Annotated in this window: 20 protein-coding genes; 5 read left to right on the top strand and 15 right to left on the bottom strand. The window is 59.3% G+C overall.

Annotated elements, in window-relative coordinates; genetic code table 11:
• Positions 1-91: 91 nt before the first annotated feature.
• The 3 genes from nhaB to V9L13_RS07830 all read right to left on the bottom strand — a co-directional run bounded on the left by nhaB (position 92) and on the right by V9L13_RS07830 (position 3,497).
• Positions 92-1,594, bottom strand: a complete 1,503-nt coding sequence (gene nhaB / locus V9L13_RS07840; protein ID WP_338802093.1) for a sodium/proton antiporter NhaB — start codon at positions 1,592-1,594, stop codon at positions 92-94.
• A gap of 68 nt (positions 1,595-1,662) precedes the next feature.
• A complete protein-coding gene (locus V9L13_RS07835; RefSeq protein WP_338802092.1) occupies positions 1,663-2,952 on the bottom strand; it encodes a hypothetical protein in 1,290 nt (429 codons plus the stop codon).
• A gap of 278 nt (positions 2,953-3,230) precedes the next feature.
• On the bottom strand, positions 3,231-3,497 hold the full coding sequence (locus V9L13_RS07830; RefSeq protein ID WP_003225374.1) for a hypothetical protein: 267 nt from the start codon (positions 3,495-3,497) through the stop codon (positions 3,231-3,233).
• A 345-nt stretch (positions 3,498-3,842) separates the two neighbouring features.
• Between V9L13_RS07830 and V9L13_RS07825 the strand changes: the two genes are divergently transcribed.
• The gene (locus tag V9L13_RS07825) at positions 3,843-5,168 is read left to right on the top strand and encodes a sigma-54 dependent transcriptional regulator (RefSeq protein ID WP_003225372.1); all 1,326 of its coding nucleotides are present in this window, start codon (positions 3,843-3,845) and stop codon (positions 5,166-5,168) included.
• A gap of 89 nt (positions 5,169-5,257) precedes the next feature.
• Here the strand turns inward: V9L13_RS07825 and V9L13_RS07820 are convergent, their stop codons facing one another.
• The 9 genes from V9L13_RS07820 to V9L13_RS07780 all read right to left on the bottom strand — a co-directional run bounded on the left by V9L13_RS07820 (position 5,258) and on the right by V9L13_RS07780 (position 13,417).
• A complete protein-coding gene (locus V9L13_RS07820) occupies positions 5,258-6,571 on the bottom strand; it encodes a hypothetical protein (protein WP_262141103.1) in 1,314 nt (437 codons plus the stop codon).
• Positions 6,572-6,616: 45 nt separating this feature from the next.
• Positions 6,617-7,366 carry a hypothetical protein gene (locus V9L13_RS07815; RefSeq protein WP_045122475.1) on the bottom strand — a complete coding sequence of 250 codons (750 nt, stop codon included), beginning with the start codon at positions 7,364-7,366 and terminating at the stop codon, positions 6,617-6,619.
• 44 nt (positions 7,367-7,410) lie between these two features.
• A complete protein-coding gene (locus V9L13_RS07810) occupies positions 7,411-8,091 on the bottom strand; it encodes a C39 family peptidase (protein WP_003225366.1) in 681 nt (226 codons plus the stop codon).
• 64 nt (positions 8,092-8,155) lie between these two features.
• The gene (locus V9L13_RS07805) at positions 8,156-9,121 is read right to left on the bottom strand and encodes a hypothetical protein (RefSeq protein ID WP_003225365.1); all 966 of its coding nucleotides are present in this window, start codon (positions 9,119-9,121) and stop codon (positions 8,156-8,158) included.
• A 60-nt stretch (positions 9,122-9,181) separates the two neighbouring features.
• Complete coding sequence (locus tag V9L13_RS07800) at positions 9,182-9,760, bottom strand: hypothetical protein (protein WP_003225363.1); 579 nt, start codon at positions 9,758-9,760, stop codon at positions 9,182-9,184.
• A complete protein-coding gene (locus V9L13_RS07795; RefSeq protein WP_003225361.1) occupies positions 9,757-10,215 on the bottom strand; it encodes a hypothetical protein in 459 nt (152 codons plus the stop codon). The genes V9L13_RS07800 and V9L13_RS07795 overlap by 4 nt, the downstream gene beginning before the upstream one ends.
• Before the next feature lie 334 nt (positions 10,216-10,549).
• The gene (locus tag V9L13_RS07790) at positions 10,550-11,074 is read right to left on the bottom strand and encodes an AAA family ATPase (RefSeq protein WP_201137500.1); all 525 of its coding nucleotides are present in this window, start codon (positions 11,072-11,074) and stop codon (positions 10,550-10,552) included.
• A complete protein-coding gene (gene pnuC, locus V9L13_RS07785; protein ID WP_041064427.1) occupies positions 11,071-11,634 on the bottom strand; it encodes a nicotinamide riboside transporter PnuC in 564 nt (187 codons plus the stop codon). Before pnuC ends, V9L13_RS07790 begins: the two co-directional genes overlap by 4 nt.
• Before the next feature lie 148 nt (positions 11,635-11,782).
• Complete coding sequence (locus V9L13_RS07780) at positions 11,783-13,417, bottom strand: methyl-accepting chemotaxis protein (RefSeq protein WP_201137502.1); 1,635 nt, start codon at positions 13,415-13,417, stop codon at positions 11,783-11,785.
• A 301-nt stretch (positions 13,418-13,718) separates the two neighbouring features.
• On the opposite strand from V9L13_RS07780, the gene V9L13_RS07775 reads away from it, so the two are divergent.
• Both V9L13_RS07775 and V9L13_RS07770 read left to right on the top strand, forming a co-directional pair.
• On the top strand, positions 13,719-14,549 hold the full coding sequence (locus V9L13_RS07775; protein ID WP_103485119.1) for an undecaprenyl-diphosphate phosphatase: 831 nt from the start codon (positions 13,719-13,721) through the stop codon (positions 14,547-14,549).
• Positions 14,546-14,974: a DUF1294 domain-containing protein gene (locus tag V9L13_RS07770; protein WP_338802090.1), complete on the top strand. Its 429-nt coding sequence runs from the start codon at positions 14,546-14,548 to the stop codon at positions 14,972-14,974. Before V9L13_RS07775 ends, V9L13_RS07770 begins: the two co-directional genes overlap by 4 nt.
• Before the next feature lie 56 nt (positions 14,975-15,030).
• Here V9L13_RS07770 and V9L13_RS07765 read toward each other — a convergent pair whose 3' ends face one another.
• Positions 15,031-15,390, bottom strand: coding sequence for an MmcQ/YjbR family DNA-binding protein (locus V9L13_RS07765; RefSeq protein WP_003225351.1), 360 nt, complete (start codon positions 15,388-15,390; stop codon positions 15,031-15,033).
• Complete coding sequence (locus V9L13_RS07760; protein ID WP_103485116.1) at positions 15,387-16,295, bottom strand: LysR substrate-binding domain-containing protein; 909 nt, start codon at positions 16,293-16,295, stop codon at positions 15,387-15,389. Before V9L13_RS07760 ends, V9L13_RS07765 begins: the two co-directional genes overlap by 4 nt.
• Before the next feature lie 124 nt (positions 16,296-16,419).
• On the opposite strand from V9L13_RS07760, the gene V9L13_RS07755 reads away from it, so the two are divergent.
• Positions 16,420-17,031, top strand: a complete 612-nt coding sequence (locus V9L13_RS07755) for an FMN-dependent NADH-azoreductase (protein ID WP_103521117.1) — start codon at positions 16,420-16,422, stop codon at positions 17,029-17,031.
• A 238-nt stretch (positions 17,032-17,269) separates the two neighbouring features.
• The gene (locus tag V9L13_RS07750) at positions 17,270-18,307 is read left to right on the top strand and encodes a dienelactone hydrolase (protein ID WP_338802088.1); all 1,038 of its coding nucleotides are present in this window, start codon (positions 17,270-17,272) and stop codon (positions 18,305-18,307) included.
• A gap of 117 nt (positions 18,308-18,424) precedes the next feature.
• Here the strand turns inward: V9L13_RS07750 and V9L13_RS07745 are convergent, their stop codons facing one another.
• The gene (locus V9L13_RS07745; protein ID WP_338802087.1) at positions 18,425-19,612 is read right to left on the bottom strand and encodes an MFS transporter; all 1,188 of its coding nucleotides are present in this window, start codon (positions 19,610-19,612) and stop codon (positions 18,425-18,427) included.
• Positions 19,613-19,740: the final 128 nt, after the last annotated feature.

Here is a 19,740-nt window from a genome sequence, read left to right as displayed (position 1 = left end):
CTCGCGAATGCGGTGTGCCAGTCAACACATCAAGTGCCTGATGCTCCGTCTTCGCGAGCAAGCCCGCTCCCACAGATTTAATCGCGTGTTGTCAGAGCCAGTAACTCACCGCATACCACCCCAGCAATCCCATCACCACGGTGTACGGCAACGCCATCCACACCATCCGGCCGTACGACAGACGCACCAGCGGCGCGATCGCCGAGGTCAGCAGGAACAGGAACGCCGCCTGACCATTCGGTGTTGCCACGCTCGGCAGGTTGGTGCCGGTGTTGATCGCGATCGCCAGTGTCTCGAAATGCTCGCGGCTCATGTGCCCGGACAGGAAAGCCTGTTTCACTTCGGTGATGTAGATCGTGGCGACGAACACGTTGTCGCTGATTGCCGAGAGCAGGCCGTTGGCAATGAACAGCATGCCCGGTTGTTGCTCCGCCGGCAGCGCCAGCACCCACTGGATCAACGGGGCAAACAGTTGTTGATCGTGAATCACCGCGACCACGGCAAAGAACACCACCAGCAATGCAGTGAACGGCATGGCGTCTTTGAAGGCGCTGCCCAGGCGATGCTCGTCGGTGATGCCAGTGAACGCGGTGATCAACACGATCACCATCAGACCGATCAGGCCGACCTCGGCGACGTGAAACGCCAGGCAACCAATCAGGATCAACGCAGCAGTGCCTTGCACCAGCAGGGCGGCACGCTGGCGCGGTGTGCGTTCGGCGTTGTCTTCGGCGGCGTAATTGGCTAGCACGGCACGCACGTTGTCCGGCAGCAGGGTGCCGTAGCCAAACCAGCGCAATTTTTCCAGCAGCATGCAGGTCAGCAGGCCCGCCACCAGTACCGGCAGCGACACCGGCGCGACTTTCAAGAAGAACTCTGCGAAGTGCCAACCCATCTCATGGCCGATCAGCAGGTTCTGCGGCTCGCCCACCAACGTACAGACCCCGCCGAGTGCGGTGCCCACCGCGCCGTGCATCAGCAGGCTGCGCAGGAATGCGCGAAACTGTTCGAGATCGTCATGGTGCAAGGCTGGCAGGTGCCGGTCGTCACTGAATTCGCTGTCCTGACGCGGATCGTTGCCCGAGGCTACGCGGTGGTAAACCGAATAGAAACCGACCGCCGCGCTGATGATCACCGCCGTCACGGTCAGCGCATCAAGAAACGCCGACAGAAACGCCGAAAGAAAGCAGAACATCAGCGCCAGCAGCGCCTTGGAACGCACGCCGAGCAGCAGGCGCGAGAACAGAAACAGCAGCAGGTCTTTCATGAAGTAGATGCCTGCGACCATGAACATCAGCAGCAGGATCACCGGAAAGTTGTGCACCAGCTCATCGTACAGCGCCTGCGGCGTGGTCATCTTCAGCAGCAGGGCTTCGATCAGCAACAACCCGCCGGGCATCAACGGATAGCACTTGAGGGCCATGGCCAGGGTGAAAATGAACTCGATCACCAGCAGCCAGCCGGCGGCGACCGGGCCGACAGTGAACAGCACCACGGCGTTGAGGATCAGGAACCCGACGATGCACGCCTTGTACCAGCGGGGCGAATGCCCGAGGAAATTGTGCGCGAACGCCTGGGCCAGTGAACCGGACATCGGTTGCTCCTTGTATTAAGAAGCGCGCAAGTTGCCGCAAGTGTCTGGCAAGTTCAAGTCCACGGAAGTTATTGATTCAGATAGCGCGCGACCATGGCGCGGTAGTTGCCGTCGAGCGAGTAGCCGCCGACAAGAATTTTCCGGTCTGGCTGGATCGCGAGAGAATTGGCGGTATCCAGGCTGCGGCCCAGGCGCGTGCGCAACCAGCCGTGGCCGTTGCCGAAGCTTCGGTCGAGATGGCCATCAGCTTTATAGCGAGCAACGATGAAGTCGGCCTCGACGCCGCCGATCGTTGCACCCACCGCCATGATCCGACCATCCGCCATGCGTTGCGCGGCGCTCCACTGGCAACCACTGGGGCCGATTTCCAGCAGATGCGGGTGGCCAGTGTCGTTGCGCCAATCCGGGCGGCCGTTAGGATGCAGGCTCAGCGCCAGGCAGCGGATCGGATCGCGACTGCTGCCAAAACAGTGCAGATGTTCCTTTGACTCGATGACCTGACAGACCATCGCGCTTTTGCCATTGGCTTTGAAAGCCAGGAAGCCATCCACCGCGAAGCGCTCATCAAGTCGCCCGTCAGGCAGGTAGCGCGCCACCAGCCCCTCTTGGGGAAAATCAATTGAGCCGGCGACAAGGATCCGCCCGTCCTTCTGCAATACGAGGCTGCTGAGCCACGTGTTGAGCAGCAAATGTCGAATCATCACGAAACCGCGCCCATTGAAGCTTTCATCGAGCGTCCCGTCTGGCGTCAGGCGGATCAGCATTCCGGCATGGTCGGCGAGTTCGAAGTGGTGATTGGCGATCAGCAGAATATGCCCGTCGTCCTGCACGGCGATGTCACAGGCTTCAGCACCCGGTACGCCGGGCGGCAGCCAGCAATCGCGGGAACCGATGGACAGGTCGCCGGGCAGGCGCACTACTTTGCGGCCATTTTCACCAAAGCTCGGGTCGGGGATGCCCTCGGTATTGAACAGGGCAAGGGCGGGCAGGGTGCGATGGGCGTTTTGATAATGCAGCCCGGCCAGCAGGATTCGTCCGTCGGGCAATACCTGGACCTTGCCACCGGTGGCCTCAAAACCGCATTCGAACTCGCCAATCACGCTGCCTTGCTGGCCGAAAGCGAGGTCGGCCGAACCGTCCCCGAGTAGGCGTGCCAGACCGAAACGACTGCCTTGAGCAGTGCCGACCTTGGCGGCGACCAGCACGCGCCCCTGTCGATCCAGCGCGACACCCTGAGTCATGCTGGAAACACTGCCGGCGAAATACACTTGGGCGACGCCAGTGTTGGCAAATTGTTTGTCGAGTTGCCCGGAACTGTTGAGTAGTGCCGGGCGCGCAAAGGCGTTCTCGGGTGACATGCATGCCTCTCCTTGCAAGTTGACCAGGCCCGAATGGGCGGTAACTGCATGAGCGGAACATTCAATCCCTGAATACACGCAAGTTCAACTGACAGAACTAACAGGTGGAGCGTCGCACTGTGCCATAACAGTGTCTTTTTGAACCAAACGAAAGCCTGCCAAGCAGTGGCGCCTGGCAGGTTGAAGAAAGTTGTACAGAAGTATTGAAGATAAACAGCAGCGGATAACTAACAAAGAACAGAGCGGATGACGTGAAAGTCATCCGCATCAGCCTCTGATCAATGTGGCATCGACCACGATTGCAGCAGGTAACCTTCTTTGCTCAATTCAGCACGGGCTTGTTGCAACAGCAATTCCAGCTGCGCCGGGTCGGAGTAGGCGCTGCTTGGGATCTGCTGACGACCGATATGCGAGTTGGTGCGATCGATGACGGTCAGGTTCAGTTCACCGTTGCCGTCTTGTGGGGCCCAAGCCACGCACTGGAAGGGTTTGAACGCGTGGTTGGCAATCAAAAGAGCTTCGTTGATACGGAGCGGGGCGGTCATGGGATCTTCTCTCTGTCGTGCCCAATCAAATGATCTGCCGTCGGTTGGGCTTACCGTTCGGCTGGTTACTTGTACTGATGCACGCAACCCCGTGGCAGGTCACACACGACACAAAGAAATTTCAACTTTGTTGCTGAGGCCGGACATATCGAGCGTTTTTGAAAGCTTGCTGAAAGATAGTAACTCGATAGCTAACTAATGAACTCGCTTCTTATAACTCGTTAGCTTGTATACCTATAAGCAATCGATACAAGGCCCTGTCAATTTCTTGCTAATGTTACAGTCGGGTCTGCCAAATGACTGTTTTTACAATAATTTCCTTAAATTTGGCGCCAAGGAACAGTCATGATCGAAGCGCCAGCGTTACGACGTTTATTGGTAGTCGACCCCTGTGACGACTGCCATCGCCTGTTACCCGGATTGCGCGCGGTGGGCTGGGATGTTGACAGTTGTACCCTGGAAAATGCCGCTGATCGGACATGTGATGTCGGGCTGCTGCGACTGCAACCTTTTCACCTCGAACGCCCCGAAGCGGTCAAGGAATTGATCAGCCGCAGTGGCACCGAGTGGATCGCGGTGTTGAATCAGGAAGTCCTGCGATTACAGAACGTCGGTGACTTCGTCTGCGAATGGTTTTTCGATTTCCATACCTTGCCGTTCGATGTCTCACGCGTACAGGTAACTCTGGGCCGCGCATTCGGCATGGCGCGTTTGCGCGGGCAAGGCACGATTCACGTCGACCAGCCTGAACACGAGTTACTTGGCGACAGCAAGCCGATCCGTGAGCTGCGCAAGTTACTGAGCAAACTGGCGCCGACCGAGTCCCCGGTATTGATCCGTGGCGAAAGCGGCACCGGTAAAGAACTGGTCGCACGCACGCTGCACCGCCAGTCCCAACGCCACAGCAAGCCGTTTGTGGCGATCAATTGCGGGGCCATTCCCGAACATTTGATTCAGTCCGAACTGTTTGGCCACGAGAAAGGTGCCTTTACCGGTGCGCATCAGCGCAAGGTCGGGCGCATCGAGGCCGCCAATGGTGGCACGCTGTTTCTCGATGAAATCGGCGATCTGCCACTTGAATTGCAGGCCAACCTGTTGCGTTTTCTCCAGGAAAAACACATCGAGCGCGTCGGCGGCAGTCAGCCGATCCCGGTCGATGTTCGTGTACTGGCGGCCACCCACGTCGATCTGGAAGCGGCCATCGAGAAAAAGCGTTTTCGTGAAGACCTCTATTACCGCCTCAATGTGCTGCAAGTGGTAACCGCGCCATTGCGCGAACGCCACGGTGATCTGTCGATGCTGGCCAACCATTTTTCCCACTTCTATAGCCACGAGACCGGGCGCCGTCCGCGCAGCTTCAGTGAGGATGCGTTGATCGCCATGGGCAAACACGATTGGCCAGGCAACGTGCGGGAACTGGCCAACCGCGTGCGACGTGGTCTGGTGCTGGCGGAAGGAAGGCAGATCGAAGCCCGGGATCTGGGATTACTCAGTCAGCACTCGATTTCGGCACCGATGGGGACGCTGGAAGACTACAAGACCCGCGCCGAACGCCAGGCGCTGTGCGATGTGTTGAACCGGCACAGCGACAACCTCAGTGTGGCGGCGAAGGTGCTGGGCGTGTCGCGGCCGACGTTTTATCGCCTGCTGCACAAACACCAGATCCGCTAGAGACCAAAGATCAAAAAGATCGCAGCCTGTGCAGCTCCTGGATGTGGAATCCGTTGAGCTGCCGCAGGCTGCGAACTTTTGCTTTTGCTTTAGAAGTAGTACGGGAATTTCAGGCTGAAGGTGAAGTCCGGCGCGTCCGGAGTCATCCCCAGTGACAGGTTGGGCACGATCGTCAGGTTCGGCGTGGCGGCGATGGTCATGCCGATGTTGAAGTAACCGGCGTTGGCATCACTGGAAATCACCGACTGCCAGTCCTGGCCATCAGGCTTGAGGCTGCTGCGGCGCTGAACGAGGTCAGACATCGAGAACGACATACTCATCTTCTCGTTCAGGGCAAATGCTACGCCCATGCCGACCTGGAAGCTGTCGCCGATCCTGACCTTGCCCGGGGTTTTCTGATTGACCGTCGAGCTGATATCGCTGAACGACTCCTCCAGGTTGTGGGTGTAGGAGAGCGTGCCGAACAGCACTGCCGGGTCGAAGGTCTTGACCAGCGAGATACCGGGCGTAACCGACCAGACGCCGTTACCGGTCGGCAGGCTTTCAGGTACATAGAGGTTGGTGTTGCTTTGCGACTGGATCAGCTTGATGCCAAACGGATCCTTGCCGGTTGGAGCCTTGACGCGCAAGGTAAATACCGCGTCCGGCAGGTTGGCCGATTCGTCGAGGAACTTGTAGGCAATCCCGGCGTTGATGTCGCCAATCGTCGGATCCTGATCTACGTCGCCCTGGGTTGTGACGTTCGCACCGCCGTTGTTGCCACCACCGGACTGGTAAGTCGAGGCGCGATAGACCACGGGCACGTTCAGGTCGAACTGCCAGCGGTTGTTGTAGTTGTAGCGGCCGGTGAGATCCAGTGTGTAGGTGTCAGCCTTGATCCGGTCCAGGTTGATGTTGCCCAGAAAGATCGAATCCAGTGCCAGGAAGCCGTTGAGTGTCAGTTGGCGAGTGTCGTAGTGGGAATACGTCAGACCAGTCTCGAAACTGAACTTGCCGCCGCCGAAGAAGCCGCTGGCCTCGTCATACAGGTTGGTCACACTTTGCGCCGGTTGCGAATCGTCTGCCAGCGACTGTCCGTAGGACGCACCACTTCCTCCCGCCGCGCCCCCCGACGCTGCGGCTGCACCCGTACCGGTCGCAGCGACCGATTGATTGCTCTTTCTCAGCTCTGCAGGGGATTTGACCAGACGCTTGGGCTGCGGGGTCGCAGGCTGGTCTTCAACCTGCCGAACCCGCTGCTCAAGTACCGCCAATGCCTTTTGCTGCGTCTCGTATCGCTGTTTAAGCTCAAGGAGCTCCTGCTTGAGTGTTTCAACATCCGGATCCGTCGCGGCCTGTAACGCTGCGGCCGGAAAAAGTGTGCTCAAACATACGACTGCGCGCAGTGATGCCGATCGATACATGAAAAAGCCGTCCCTTTAAGCCCAATGATCGAAAATCAGCGTAGTTCAATATCCTGAATTGCGTAGTCCCTTGAGTTGATTAAGATTCTGCGCGGCGCTCGCGGCCGGATTCAGGTTGTTGTTGATCACGACATTGAGCAGGGTCTGGTTGTTGACCAGATTGCTGTTACCCAGCAGGGTGGTGTTTTGCAGCAAGCCGGCCTGAGCCACTTGTTGCAGTGCCGAACCCTGGTTGTTACTGGCCTGGATGGCCATCTGCACGCCGCCGCTGATGGCCGATACGGCGACGCTGCCGGCGGCGTTGCTGGCGCCGATGGTCTGGCCACTCATCAGGGCCTGACCGGAGGCCGGAGCCATGGTCGGTGCGGTAGTCGATTGCGTTACGTTGATCGCAACGTTGTTGTTGGCACTGTTGCTGTCGCCAGCGGCGCGTACGCTTTGCGTCACGCCTTGTGTATTGCTCAGTCCTGCGCCGCCAATCACGTTGCCGGTGCCTTGGGTATTGTTCGTGGAACCGTTGCCGAGCTGGCTGATGGTGGAGACATAGAATTGGGGTTTTACGGTGGAGGCCTGAATCTGCATCGAGCTGGTTGCCCCTATCAGGTCGCCACTGGCGTTGCGCCAGGTACTGCTCATGACGACGCCGAAGCTGATGATGCGCCCCGGCATGACAAAACGACCGCGTAGCTGGCTGAGTTCCTGGTCGTTGACTTCTATCGGTTTGAATACTTCATTGGCAAAGCTTGACGTACTTGCCGCCAGGCAAGCGGCCGCCAGCCAGTATGAGGCTTTCATCTGCTGCTCCCGGAGCATCCTGCCCCTCTTATCATTATTGGACGCTAAAAGAAGTCGCTCTGAATGAAACCGAATTCCATCAGTTCGGCGTCTCTGACAGGGGCGAACTCATCGAGTTTGTTCTTTGCTGTCAGTGGTGCCGGAGGGTCGCGTAATACGTTGGCTTTGTCGTAACCGGGGCCTACGATGGCAAATACGATGCCGTTCCAGCCGTTGACGAAGTCAGCGTGGCTGTAGCGTTTGTGGCCCAGTACGGGGTCGCCGATGTACACCCAGTCCTTGTCTGCCCGCTGCAATACGACGAAGTGTTTGTAGCCGCGGATGTCCATCAGGACTACGACCGGTATCGAAACTGCATCAAGCTTTTCAGGCGGAATCTTGTAGCCCCTGGCGCGCATGCCGATGCTTTCTATGTAGCGTTTCATGTCCAGCATGGAGAAACCCTGTGTACGCACAAGATCCTGGTCTGCGTTGACCAGCATGCCTTTTATGATGTGATCCTCATCGACGTCGAGCCAATAAGCCTGGCGCAACACGGTTGCCAGTGCGGCGGCGCCGCAACTGAAATCGGTTTTTTGCTCGACAATGTCGCTGAACTTTCGCTCACGAATACTTTGTACCTGCTTGTAGACCAGGATGCCGCCAGGAAGGGCGGCTACGGGCATCTGTGCAGCTTGCGTGGCGCCGCACAGGCACAGCAGGACGGTGAGGGCAGTCATACGCATGATCGATACGCCTTGTCGGAGTGTGGAAAAGCCCCGTTGCCGGGGCTTTTGCAGACGGTCGCGATTAATGGCCGGCCGACGAGATGGAAGTTGCGTTGACCTGCATGTTGCCAACGCCTGCCGCACTGTTGAAGCCGACGTTGCCGGACGAGCCGTTCGCTACGTTGGCAACATTGGAGGTGTTGTACACCGGTGCGGCCCAGCCGGTTGGAACCAGCACTTGTTGGGTGGTGGTGCCGGCCAGTGCCAGTTCGCCTACTGCTACGAAGCCAGAAGTGCTGCTGCCACCTTTGCCGCCTTTGTCGCCCCAGCCACCGTGACCACCATGATCGTCGCCTTCGGTTTTTGCCACGCCGGCTGCCACGAAGCCACCGGTTGCGCTGAAGGTGCCTTTGAGGGTGTCTTTGGAGTAGGTCTGCACGCCTTGGTTTTCAACAACCAGGTTGGTGGAGGACTGGCTAGCTGCAGAGGCAGCCTGGGCTACACGGCCACCCGACGAAGCGATTGCCAGGTCGTTTTTCTGTTGGTTGAAGTTGCCGGCAGCGGAGTTGGCGTTGATGTTACCCGAGCTGCTGTTGGCGACATTGTTGAGGGTCGACGAGTTGACGGTCGACTGGTTGTTCACATAGTTATTGTTGTTGTATTGGGTGGCACTGGCGGCCGCGGTCGAGGTGCCGAAGATGAAGCTTTCGTCAGACGAAGCGATCGCTGCCAGGTTGGCTTGCTGGTTGCCGTCACCGGCCGCCGAGTTACCGTTGATGTTGCCGCTGGAACTGTTCATCGCATTGGACATCGACGAATTGTTCTGGGTGCCTTCGTTGTTCACAACGTTGGTGTCGCTGTTTTGGGTATCCACCGAAACGGCGCTGGCGCCTGCACCGATCTGCAGCAGTTGTTCCAGAGTCGGGCCTTTTGGTGGAGGAGGGTTGTGGCCGTGACCGCCTTCATTGCCGCCGCCTGCTTGTGCTGCCATTGCCATCACTGCTGCCAGAGCGAAAACCAGTGGTTTGAGGGCCATTGTAGATTTCATTTTGTTTCCCCTTGCTCATGTGTTGGTTAAGTGTTGGTACTTTCTTGCACTGCAATTGGGTCAGTTAGCGACCCGGATGCTCAGGGTGTTTGAAACCTGATTCCCCACCCCGGCACTCTGGTTCACCTGAATCACTCCCCGGCTGCCGGTGAAGGCCTGGTCGCTGGTAATGACCTGGCGGCTGCCTTTCGAAGTGTCAGTTGCTCCTGAGCTGATTGACGGCGTCACGTTCTGTTGGGAAAGCACGCTGTCGTCGATACTTTGCGGCCCGGTACTGGTGCTGATCCGTACCACGTTGGCCATCTGGTTGCCGGCGCCGGCCGACTGGTTCACGCCCAGTACGCCACTGCCGTTACTGAAAGAGTTGCCGCCAATGGTGGCTGTCGCGTTCATCCGCGGATCGCTGGCCGTGTTGATGTTCTGGTTGATGGTGGTCGTCGCCGAGGCGCTGGGGCCGTTGGCAATGGCCCGGACGTTGGCCTGTTGCGACTGGTCGCCAGCCGCCTGGTTGACGCCGAAGTTGCCGTTGTACTGGGCACCGGAATCCTGGATGTTGGCGCTGTTCTGCACCGGTACACTGGAGTCGGCCATGGCGCTGGTGCTGGCCAGCAGGGCGAGGAAGATCAGGGAGCGGTTCATTTCATGGCTCCGCCGAGAGCGCCAAGTGGGGCCAGGCCATTACTGACGGCGCGGTTCACGGTGTTGGAGATGGATGAGCCCATGCCTCCGCCGTTGCCGCTGCCACCGCCCGCACCCGGCATACCGTTGTTGATGCCATTGAGTGTGTTGACGGCGGAGCCGCCGAACGCGTTGTTCACCGAGTTGGCAATTGAAGAACCGCTGGCGATGCCGGCGAATTCGTTATCGCTCAGTTCGGCATGCGCAGTGGCTGCATTGACGGTCACTGACGGGTTGGCGTTGACTGTGGTCGGGTAGGGGTCTTTGCCGCCATTGCGGCCAATCGGTATGGGTTGAACTTCCCGATTGAGAACGATCACGCCGTTGCCATCGGCGTGGGCGGTGAAACTGATCAGAGAGCTGGCTGCAGATCCGATCAGCAAGAGGCAGGTCAAGCCTTTATTGATATTCCCCACGGCGGCAATTCCTTCTTCAGTGGGCTGGCTCTTGTCAGCGTTGTGAAGGAGAGAGCGAAAGCTGTGCCGCTTTTGAGTTGTCCTTGACTTTCAATGGGTTAGTGCCGAGCCGTGCAGCGCTGTTACATAATCTGTCTCAGCGCTGAAACAGTCGTGCAGGCGCGTGCGGGGTCAGGGGCGGTGCAAAGCTCTGGAACAAGGGTTTGCGCTGAGGTGTTTCACGGCAGTAACAGATGTCCTGACAGAACGATGAAGGCCATTGAAATGGCTGCTTTGCGCGGGGATGGGTGTTTCAGGAATGGACACTTGAGCCCCGAAAGGAGCCCTTTGACGGTCAAGCAGCCAACAAACGCCTCACTGCATCGAAGGCCTGAGACCGACGTTCATCCCAGTTGCCCTGAATGATTTGCAGCGGTTGCCGGTGTTGTTCCAGCCAGTCGCGGGTGGCCTGAAAGAACGCCATGCGTTCACTGAGTTGCGGCTGGCAGCGTTGGCCGTCGTTGGTCCAGTCGATCTGCTCCGGCGACAACAGCAGGTGCAGGTCGTAATGCCGCGCCAGCAGCTCGGACTCGAGCCAGTGCGGGCAGTCGCCGAACAGCGTCTGGCTCCAGAGGATGTTGCTCAGCAGGTGGGTATCGAGAATCAGCAGTTCCGGTTGCTGCGCCCGTGCCTGATCCTCCCATTGCAACTGCCCTCGGGCGATGTCGGGGATGTCGTTCAGGCAGGTGTCGCGCGGATTCTGCTCGATGAACCAGCGCACGTATTCATCCACCCGCAGGCCACCAAAGTGTTCCTGCAGGCCTGCCGCCAGCCAACTCTTGCCCGTGGATTCCGGGCCGGTCAGTACAACGACTTTCATCGCTGCAACGCCGGATCGGCGCGCCACTCACGCCAACCTTGCACGGCAATCAAGGTGAACAGGGCATAGAGTGCCGCAGTGAGGTAAAGGCCCTTGTAAAGAAACAGACCGACGAAAATCACGTCCAGCACGAACCACAGCGCCCAGCATTGCAGGCGTTTCTGCGCCATCCAGAGTTGTGCGACCAGGCTGAACGCCGTCAGCGCGGCGTCGAGCCACGGCTGCGCCGCATCGGTCCAGTGTGCCATGGCTGCGCCGAGCAGCAGACTGCCGAGCGCTCCGACACTCAGGCCGAGCAGGATCGAGCGCCGGTCCAGACGGGTGACATCGCGTCCGTCATGCATCGTGCCGGCGCGTGTCCATTGCCACCAGCCGTAGACTTGCAGCGCGGCGTAGATCACTTGCAGCAACATGTCCGAATACAGCTTCACGTCATAGAAGATCCAGCTGTACAGCAACACCATGACCAGGCCGATCGGCCAGCACCACGGATTCTGTTTGACCGTCAGCCAGACGGCGATCACACCGAGGGCGGCGGCAAACAGTTCAAGCCCGGACATGGGGGTTCCTTGGGGGAATTGAGGAGGGAGCGGATTGTACCCAAAAAACTGTAGGAGTGAGCCTGCTCGCGATGGCGGTGGTTCAGTCACTCTTGGTTGACTGATACGACGCTATCGCGAGCAGGCTCACTCCTACAGGGTAGCGCTGTCAGACGCGGAATTGCCGCAGAAGCTGGTTCAACTGCTCGCTCAATTGCCCAAGCTTCACGCTCGCCGCGCTCGACTGCTCCGCCGCCAACGCGGTGCTGTGAGACAGGCCCGCTGCCTGCGTGACGTTCTGATTAATGTCTTCGACCACATGCGCCTGTTGCAGTGTGGCGCTGGCAATCGAGGCGTTCAGGCCATTGAGATTGCGCAGCGCCTGGCCGATGGCGTTGAGGCTGGCGCCGGCGAGGCCGGCCTGTTCGATGGTCAGTTGCGAGGCCTTGCTGCTGTCGCCAATGACCTTCACCGCCGCTTCGGAATGATTCTGCAGGCGTTCGATCATGGTCTGGATTTCCGCCGTCGATTTTTGCGTGCGCTGCGCCAACAACCGGACTTCATCGGCCACCACCGCGAAGCCACGGCCCTGTTCGCCGGCGCGGGCCGCTTCGATGGCGGCGTTGAGTGCCAGCAGGTTGGTCTGCTCGGCAATCGATCGGATCACCTCCAGCACACTGCCAATCTGCGTGCTTTCCGCCGCCAGGGTGCGAATCACCTCGACCGCCTGATCAATAGTCCCCGACAGTTTATCGATCTGTTGCAGACTGCCGTCGATGTTGATCTGGCCCTGTTGTGCCTGGGCTTCGGCATCGCGCATTTCAGCGGCAGCATGTTCGGCATTCTTCGCTACGTCCTGCACGCCGTAGGTGACTTCGTTGATCGCGGTCGCCACCAGTTCCATCTGCTGCGATTGCTGCTGGCTGCGTTGCTGGGCCTGGGTGGCATCGTTGCCCAGTTCACTTGAGGACTGGCCCAGCGCACTGGCCGAGATCTGCAAATCGCCAATCACCCGGCGCAACTTGGCGGTAAAGGCGTTGAAGTGATGAGCCAGTTGCGTCACTTCGTCCTGGCCGTGGGTGTCGAGACTGCGAGTCAGGTCGCTTTCACCGCTGGCGATGTTGGCCATGGCGTTCACGGTTTCCTGCAGCGGACGCACGATGCTGCGGGCAATCAAAATCACCAGCAGGGCCATGATCACGGCGATCACCAGACCGATCACCGAAGCCTTGATCACCTGACCCTGGAACTCGCTCTGCACATCGTCGATGTAAACGCCGGAGCCGAGCACCCAGCCCCATGGCTCGAACAGCTTGACGTAAGAGGTTTTCGCCACCGGCTCGCTGGCGCCGGGCTTGGGCCAGCGGTAATCGACCATGCCGGCGCCTTTGCTTTTGGCGATTGCGACCATTTCGTTGAACACCGCGAAACCGTCCGGGTCGCGGATCGCCGAGAGGTTCTGGCCTTCGAGCTTGGGGTTGGTCGGGTGCATGACCATCACAGGCGTGAGGTCGTTGATCCAAAAGTAATCGCTCTGGTCGTAGCGCAGACCGCGAATGGCGGTCAGCGCCTGTTTCTGTGCGGCGTCGCGGGTGAGGGTACCGGCAGTTTCGAGGTCGTGGTAGTAGGTCAGCAGGCCGCTGGCGGTCTGCACCACATGCTGGGTTTTCTGCGCCTTGGCGTGATACAGGTCGTCGTGGATCTGCTTGAGCATCAACACGCCCAAGGTCAACAACATGACCACGGCCACAATCAAAATGAGCCACAAGCGTCGGCTGATCGACACACTGCGCAAGCTGTTCATAACGCTGTCACTCCGATTTCTTTTTCTTGTAATAAATCAACGCCAGCATCCAACCACGTTTGGGTGATCGGGCATACGCGACCCAAGTCGAATAACGCCGCAGCACTATTAAGGCTTGTCTGTTAGGATTTCGGCCCCGCGCGGGAAAACCTGAATTCAGGTTGATATTTCACGGAATTTTGACTGTTCCGTGTGGATGCTGTGCGCGCGGAATCGATACAGCAACATACAGCTACGCTGAGCGCAGTGAACGTAAAAATATTATCGGGGCATGCCATGTGCATCGCTTTTTGGGGGATTGATGGATCTTTGGACCGCCTTGCAGGCGCTGATTCTTGGAGTTGTAGAGGGGCTGACGGAGTTTTTGCCCATTTCCAGTACCGGACACCAGATCATTGTTGCCGACTTGCTCGACTTCGGCGGCGAACGGGCCATGGCGTTCAACATCATTATTCAGCTCGGCGCGATCCTCGCGGTGGTCTGGGAGTTTCGCCGCAAGATTCTCGACGTGGTGATCGGCTTGCCGACTCAGCCGAGTGCGCGGCGTTTCACCGCCAATCTGCTGATCGCGTTTCTGCCGGCAGTGGTGTTGGGGGTAATTTTTGCCGATTTGATTCACCAATACCTGTTCAACCCGATCACTGTTGCGACTGCGCTGGTGGTGGGTGGCGTGATCATGTTGTGGGCCGAACGCAGGCAGCATGAAGTGCACGCCGAAACCGTGGACGAGATCACCTGGAAGGACGCGCTGAAAGTCGGTTTCGCGCAATGTCTGGCGATGATTCCCGGCACTTCGCGTTCCGGCTCGACGATCATCGGTGGCCTGCTGTTTGGCCTGTCGCGCAAGACCGCGACCGAGTTCTCGTTCTTCCTGGCCATGCCGACCATGGTCGGTGCGGCGGTTTACTCCGGTTACAAGTATCGCCACCTGTTTGTGCCGGCGGATTTCCCGGTGTTTGCCATCGGCTTCATCACTGCGTTCATCTTCGCCATGATTGCCGTACGCGGTCTGCTCAAGTTTATCGCCAGCCACAGTTACGCAGCGTTTGCCTGGTACCGGATCGTTTTCGGTCTGGTGATTCTGGCGACCTGGCAGTTCGGCTGGGTCGACTGGTCGGCGGCCAAGGCATGAGTGATACTCGCGCCCGTCGCCCCGAAGGACGTCCATCCGGTGGCGGCATTCAGAACCTCAAGTTGAAACTGATCGTTTTCCTGATCGTTTGCGCACTGCCGCTGTTCGGTTCGGTGTCGATGTGGCTGCGCGGAATCTCGCTGGTGCCGCTGGCCGCCTATGGGATCGTCAGCGTGCTGGCGTTCTTTCTGTATTGGGCTGACAAGCGCAAGGCTCGTGCCGACGCCTGGCGAACGCCGGAGAACGTACTGCACGCGGTGGAGCTGGCGGGTGGCTGGCCGGGTGCGCTGATTGCTCAGCAGGTGTTTCGGCACAAGACGCGCAAGGTGTCGTATCAGATCCTGTTCTGGGTGATTGTGGTGTTGCATCAGGTGTTCTGGATCGACCAGTTGTTTCTGGGTTCGAACCTGCTTTCATTGTTCTGAATCACCACAAGAAACCCTGTGGGAGCGAGCAAGCCCGCTCCCACCAAAGTCAAAAGCTAAAGCAACAATCCGATTTGGGTTTTCTTCGGCAACTTGCTCACCACCAACTGATGCGAACGCTGCAGCAAGCCCTGCAGTTCCTCGGCACCCAGCGGGTAGGGCGGGTGCATGATGATCCACTGCGCCCGCGCCAGATAAGGCGCCGGATGAATGCCCGGGCGGTCGCAATGGCCGAGAAACAGATCCTTGTCGACCTTGAACGCCAATGAGTCTCCACGCAGCCCTTGCAGGGCGAACATCTTGTTGCCAGCAATCGAAAACACCCGCACGCCGCCCCATTTGTAGTCTTCCCGCGCGCCCGGCAAGGCCAGGCAGAAGGCGGCGACGTCCGCTTCGTTCATCTTTCCCTGTTTCATAACAAACGCTCCCCGCACGCATTGAACGAATCGACCAGGTGATCGATCCACGCCCGCACCGCCGGCATCACGCCGCGCCGATGCGGATACACCGCCTGCAACCAGCCGCCGGGCAACGACCACTCGGGCAACAGCTGCACCAGCGCGCCGCTCTCGAGGTCGGCTTCGCAATACATCATTGGCAGCAGGGTGAAGCCCTGGCCGGCGAGTACACAGGCCTTGCGCACGATGAAGTCGTCGATGCCCAGTCGCGCCTCCATGTTCAGCTCGACGCTGTTGCCTTGCTGGTCGAGCAGGCGCACATGGACCATGCGATCGGCTTCCAGTGCGCCAAGCACCGGCAGATGCTTCAGATCCAGCGGGTGGGCGATGGTTTTGCCCTCGACGAATGCCGGGCTGGCCACCACGACCATTTGCGCCTGACGCAGACGCCGGGTCACCAGCAACGGATCTTCATCACCGAGTTCGCGCACACGCAACGCAACGTCGAAACCTTCCGCGACCAGATCCACCCGACGATTGAGCAGCACCACTTCCAGTTGCACTTGAGGGAATTTGCCGAGAAATTCGCTGATCACCCACGGCAACATTTCCCGCGCCAGACCGGTAGGGCAGGACACGCGCAAGCGGCCGCGTGGCTCGCTGGACATGCTGGCGACCGCTTCGTCGGCCATTTCCGCTTCCAGCAGCATTGCCTGACAGTGGCGCAAGTAACGCTCGCCGACAGCGGTAAGGTTCAACTGGCGGGTGGTGCGTTGCAGCAATCGGGCGCCCAGGCGCTCTTCGAGTTCGGCAATACGCCGCGACAACCGCGACTTGGGAATGCCCAGCAGACGCCCGGCCGCCGCGAAGCCGCCAGCCTCGACCACCTTGGCGAAATAGTAGAGATCGTTGAGATCCTGCATGAAAAGTCCACCGTTCTATCAGTGGGACGAACTATCGCATTGTCAGCGGCTAATCAGCTATTGGTTTCTTCCGTAGGATTGTCTCCATTCCGTCGCCGTCGGCGATTCTTCCAGGAGATCCCACATGAAACTGCTGCACATCGATTCGAGCATTCTGGGCGACAACTCGGCTTCCCGTCAGTTGAGCAGCCAAGTCGTCAAAGCCTGGCAAGCCGCCGAGCCAACCGCCGTGGTGACCTACCGCGACCTGGCCGCAGACGCCATCAGTCACTTCTCGTCGACCACTTTGGTAGCCGCTGGCACTACCGCTGAACTGCGCAACGCCGCGCAACAGCACGAAGCCGAGCTGAGCGCTTCGACTCTGGCTGAATTCATCGCCGCCGACGCCATCGTCATCGCCGCGCCGATGTACAACTTCACCGTGCCGACCCAACTCAAGGCCTGGATCGACCGCGTTGCCGTTGCCGGCCAGACTTTCCGTTACACCGAAGCCGGCCCGGAAGGCCTGTGCGGTGGCAAGAAAGTAATCATCGTTTCCACCTCCGGCGGCATCCATGCCGGTCAGGCCAGCGGTATCGCTCACGAAGAGTATCTGAAACTGGTCCTGGGCTTCCTCGGCATCACCGACATCGAAATCGTCCGCGCCGAAGGCCTGGCTTACGGTGATGAAGTGCGCAATAACGCGATGAGCGCCGCTCAGGCGAAGATCAGCGAGCAACTGTTCGCCGCTGCGTAAGCATTACGTAAAGACCAGCTGCCGTTCAGGTAGCCCCTCAAAAAACTCTGTATTCTGGTTCTGCAAGGGCCAGATGCGGAGTTTTTTGTTTCTGACTGTTGCATAATCTGGCCCGGGTTATGCAGTCAAACGATCAACGTCTGAGTGCAACGCCGCGCCGGATTACCGAACCACAGGGTTGCGGGCGTGTCGGAACACAAAGGATCTTTCGATTGAGTAACACAGGGTGGGCCATCCCATGATGCGTCTTTGTGCAGCGTTACTGATTTGCCTGCTCGGCAGCCTCGGTTCAGTGCATGCCGCGCCCGGGCGACACCCTGTCTGGAGCGTCGGTTATCACGAGATGACGTTCCTCGATCCGCTGGATCTGCAACCGATGCGTGCCATCGCCTTCTATCCCTCCAGCGACCGCGAACACACCAGCCTGCTTGAGGGCTACACCGTCGAGGCCGGCGCCGACACCAAGGTTGCCATCGGCCGCTTTCCGATGCTGATGCTGTCCCACGGCAACACCGGCACGCCCATTGCGCTGCATGACCTCGCCACCTCGCTGGCGCGCAAGGGGTTTGTGGTGGTCGCGGTGACTCATCCCGGCGACAACTCCAAAGACCACAGCCGCCTTGGCACCCTGAGCAATCTGTACGGGCGGCCGATCCAGATTTCCGAAGCGATCACCGCGACGCTCGGCGACCCGATGCTCTCGCCGTTCGTCAACGCCGATCAGGTCGGGGTGATTGGCTACTCGGCCGGTGGCGAGACTGCGTTGATCCTTTCTGGTGCGCAGCCGGATCTGGACCGCTTGCGCCGTTACTGCCAGGAGCGCCCGGACGACCGCGATGCCTGCAACACTCAGGGCGAACTGATCGTCGACCGTGACGATTTGCAGCCAGTGGCTGACCCTCGGGTGCATGCCTTGCTCCTGATGGCGCCGCTGAGCCTGAAGTTCGGCCGTCACACCCTCGCGGATGTGCATGTGCCAGTGCTGCTTTATAGCGGCGATGGCGACAAATTGGTGGCCTTCGACAAAAACGCTGCCGCTCTGGCGCGCAAACTGCCAACCGCACCGGACTTCAAATTACTGGCCGGGGCAGGGCACTTTGTGTTCATGGCGCCGTGCAATGAAGAGCAGATTCGTGCGATGCCGGCGCTGTGCACCGATGCTGACGGGGTCGATCGCGAAGACATCCACCGCAACCTGATCTCCGAAGCCGGGCAGTTTTTCTCGCGGACGCTGGGCAAGCCGAGCCGGGCGGGGATGCAGACCGCGGATCAGTGATTTTGGCCTTTTGTAGGAGTGAGCCTGCTCGCGATAGCGGTTTGTGAGCCATAAAGATGCTGACTGAACCACCGCTATCGCGAGCAAGCCCGCTCCCACAGTGATTTGTACGAAGTTTCAGGACATCGCCCGGCGCTTGAGCAATACCGTCAATCCCAGCCCGATCACCGACAACAGCGCCGCACTGAAGAATATCCACGCATAGCCCAAATTCAACGCCACCGCGCCCATCAACGGCCCGGCAATCGCCAGCGCCAGATCAAAGAACACCGCATAGGCCCCCAACCCCGAGCCACGGCTGGAACTGGGCACCTGCTTGATCGCCTCGACCCCCAGCGCCGGATACACCAGCGACAAACCAAACCCGGCGAGTCCCGCGCCGATCAAGGCAAACGCGGTAGACGGCGCCAGCCACAGCAGCACCAGCCCAACGGTTTCGATGCTCATGCAGGCAATGGCCGAATTGAAGCCGCCAAAACGGCTGATCGCCGAAATAAACAGCAGCCGCGACACGATGAAGCACACGCCGAAGACCGTCAGGCAATACGCCGCGCCGCTCCAGCCACGGTTGAGGTAATAAAGAGTAATGAAGGTGGTCAGTGTGCCGTAACCGATGGACGCCAGGCTCAAGCTGGCCCCATACGGTGCAATCCGCCCGAAGACTGCCCAAAAAGGCAGCCGTTCGCCGCGCACCACTGGCACCGAAGGTTTATTGCGGATCAATATCAAAGCGCCCGCAGCCAGTACCGAAAGGGCGATGCCCAGGCTGACAAAACCGTAGTCGGCGACCATGACCACGCCCAGTGGCGCGCCAATCGCAATCGCGCCGTAGGAGGCAATGCCGTTCCAGCCGATTGATCTTGCCGTGTGTTCGACACCGACCTGGCCCATGCACCAACTGATGGTGCCGACCCCGATCAAGCCCTGTGCCACGCCGAGCAGCAGGCGCCCGACGATCAGAATCATCAGGCTCGGCAACGGAAAATCCTGCAACAGCGTCGAAATCAGCGTCAGCAGCCCGCTGAGGACAATCCCGCACAAGCCATAGACAATCGCCCGTTTGGTGCCCAGCGTATCCGACATGCGCCCGGCCATCGGCCGACTGAGCAGGGTGGCCAGATACTGCGAGCCGATCACCAGACCGGCAACGATCGCGCTGAACCCCAGTTGTTCATGCACATAACCGGGCAACACCGCGATTGGCAGGCCGATGCACAGGAAGGCGACAAAGGTGTAGAAAACGATGGAGACGATCTGCAGGGTGATCGTCAGGGAGCTTTGCGGAGGCTGTTGCTGCGCAGACATGTGAACTCGTTCGCGGGCGGCGGTGGGAGAGTCGGCATCATGGCGTGGCGTTGAAATAAAAGGAAGCAGGCTAACTATTTTTCTTGGTCCGGGAGTGAGGTGTTGCTGATGGCCTCATCGCGAGCAGG

Origin of the sequence: Pseudomonas sp. RSB 5.4, assembly GCF_037126175.1 — a bacterium.
GTDB classification, from domain to species: domain Bacteria; phylum Pseudomonadota; class Gammaproteobacteria; order Pseudomonadales; family Pseudomonadaceae; genus Aquipseudomonas; species Aquipseudomonas fluorescens_H.
Note: the sequence above shows the minus strand (reverse complement) of the source record. Positions and strands in the feature narration are given on the sequence as shown.

What these genes read in the sequence shown, in the direction of transcription:
- V9L13_RS07755 (WP_103521117.1), top strand. Translation starts at nt 16,420, where the DNA reads ATGAAACTGCTGCACATCGATTCGAGCATTCTGGGCGACAACTCGGCT.
- V9L13_RS07745 (WP_338802087.1), bottom strand. Translation starts at nt 19,612, where the DNA reads ATGTCTGCGCAGCAACAGCCTCCGCAAAGCTCCCTGACGATCACCCTG.
- V9L13_RS07825 (WP_003225372.1), top strand. Translation starts at nt 3,843, where the DNA reads ATGATCGAAGCGCCAGCGTTACGACGTTTATTGGTAGTCGACCCCTGT.
- V9L13_RS07810 (WP_003225366.1), bottom strand. Translation starts at nt 8,091, where the DNA reads ATGCGTATGACTGCCCTCACCGTCCTGCTGTGCCTGTGCGGCGCCACG.
- pnuC (WP_041064427.1), bottom strand. Translation starts at nt 11,634, where the DNA reads ATGTCCGGGCTTGAACTGTTTGCCGCCGCCCTCGGTGTGATCGCCGTC.
- V9L13_RS07775 (WP_103485119.1), top strand. Translation starts at nt 13,719, where the DNA reads ATGGATCTTTGGACCGCCTTGCAGGCGCTGATTCTTGGAGTTGTAGAG.
- V9L13_RS07770 (WP_338802090.1), top strand. Translation starts at nt 14,546, where the DNA reads ATGAGTGATACTCGCGCCCGTCGCCCCGAAGGACGTCCATCCGGTGGC.
- V9L13_RS07815 (WP_045122475.1), bottom strand. Translation starts at nt 7,366, where the DNA reads ATGAAAGCCTCATACTGGCTGGCGGCCGCTTGCCTGGCGGCAAGTACG.
- nhaB (WP_338802093.1), bottom strand. Translation starts at nt 1,594, where the DNA reads ATGTCCGGTTCACTGGCCCAGGCGTTCGCGCACAATTTCCTCGGGCAT.
- V9L13_RS07790 (WP_201137500.1), bottom strand. Translation starts at nt 11,074, where the DNA reads ATGAAAGTCGTTGTACTGACCGGCCCGGAATCCACGGGCAAGAGTTGG.
- V9L13_RS07800 (WP_003225363.1), bottom strand. Translation starts at nt 9,760, where the DNA reads ATGAACCGCTCCCTGATCTTCCTCGCCCTGCTGGCCAGCACCAGCGCC.
- V9L13_RS07750 (WP_338802088.1), top strand. Translation starts at nt 17,270, where the DNA reads ATGATGCGTCTTTGTGCAGCGTTACTGATTTGCCTGCTCGGCAGCCTC.
- V9L13_RS07830 (WP_003225374.1), bottom strand. Translation starts at nt 3,497, where the DNA reads ATGACCGCCCCGCTCCGTATCAACGAAGCTCTTTTGATTGCCAACCAC.
- V9L13_RS07765 (WP_003225351.1), bottom strand. Translation starts at nt 15,390, where the DNA reads ATGAAACAGGGAAAGATGAACGAAGCGGACGTCGCCGCCTTCTGCCTG.
- V9L13_RS07780 (WP_201137502.1), bottom strand. Translation starts at nt 13,417, where the DNA reads ATGAACAGCTTGCGCAGTGTGTCGATCAGCCGACGCTTGTGGCTCATT.
- V9L13_RS07820 (WP_262141103.1), bottom strand. Translation starts at nt 6,571, where the DNA reads ATGTATCGATCGGCATCACTGCGCGCAGTCGTATGTTTGAGCACACTT.
- V9L13_RS07835 (WP_338802092.1), bottom strand. Translation starts at nt 2,952, where the DNA reads ATGTCACCCGAGAACGCCTTTGCGCGCCCGGCACTACTCAACAGTTCC.
- V9L13_RS07760 (WP_103485116.1), bottom strand. Translation starts at nt 16,295, where the DNA reads ATGCAGGATCTCAACGATCTCTACTATTTCGCCAAGGTGGTCGAGGCT.
- V9L13_RS07805 (WP_003225365.1), bottom strand. Translation starts at nt 9,121, where the DNA reads ATGAAATCTACAATGGCCCTCAAACCACTGGTTTTCGCTCTGGCAGCA.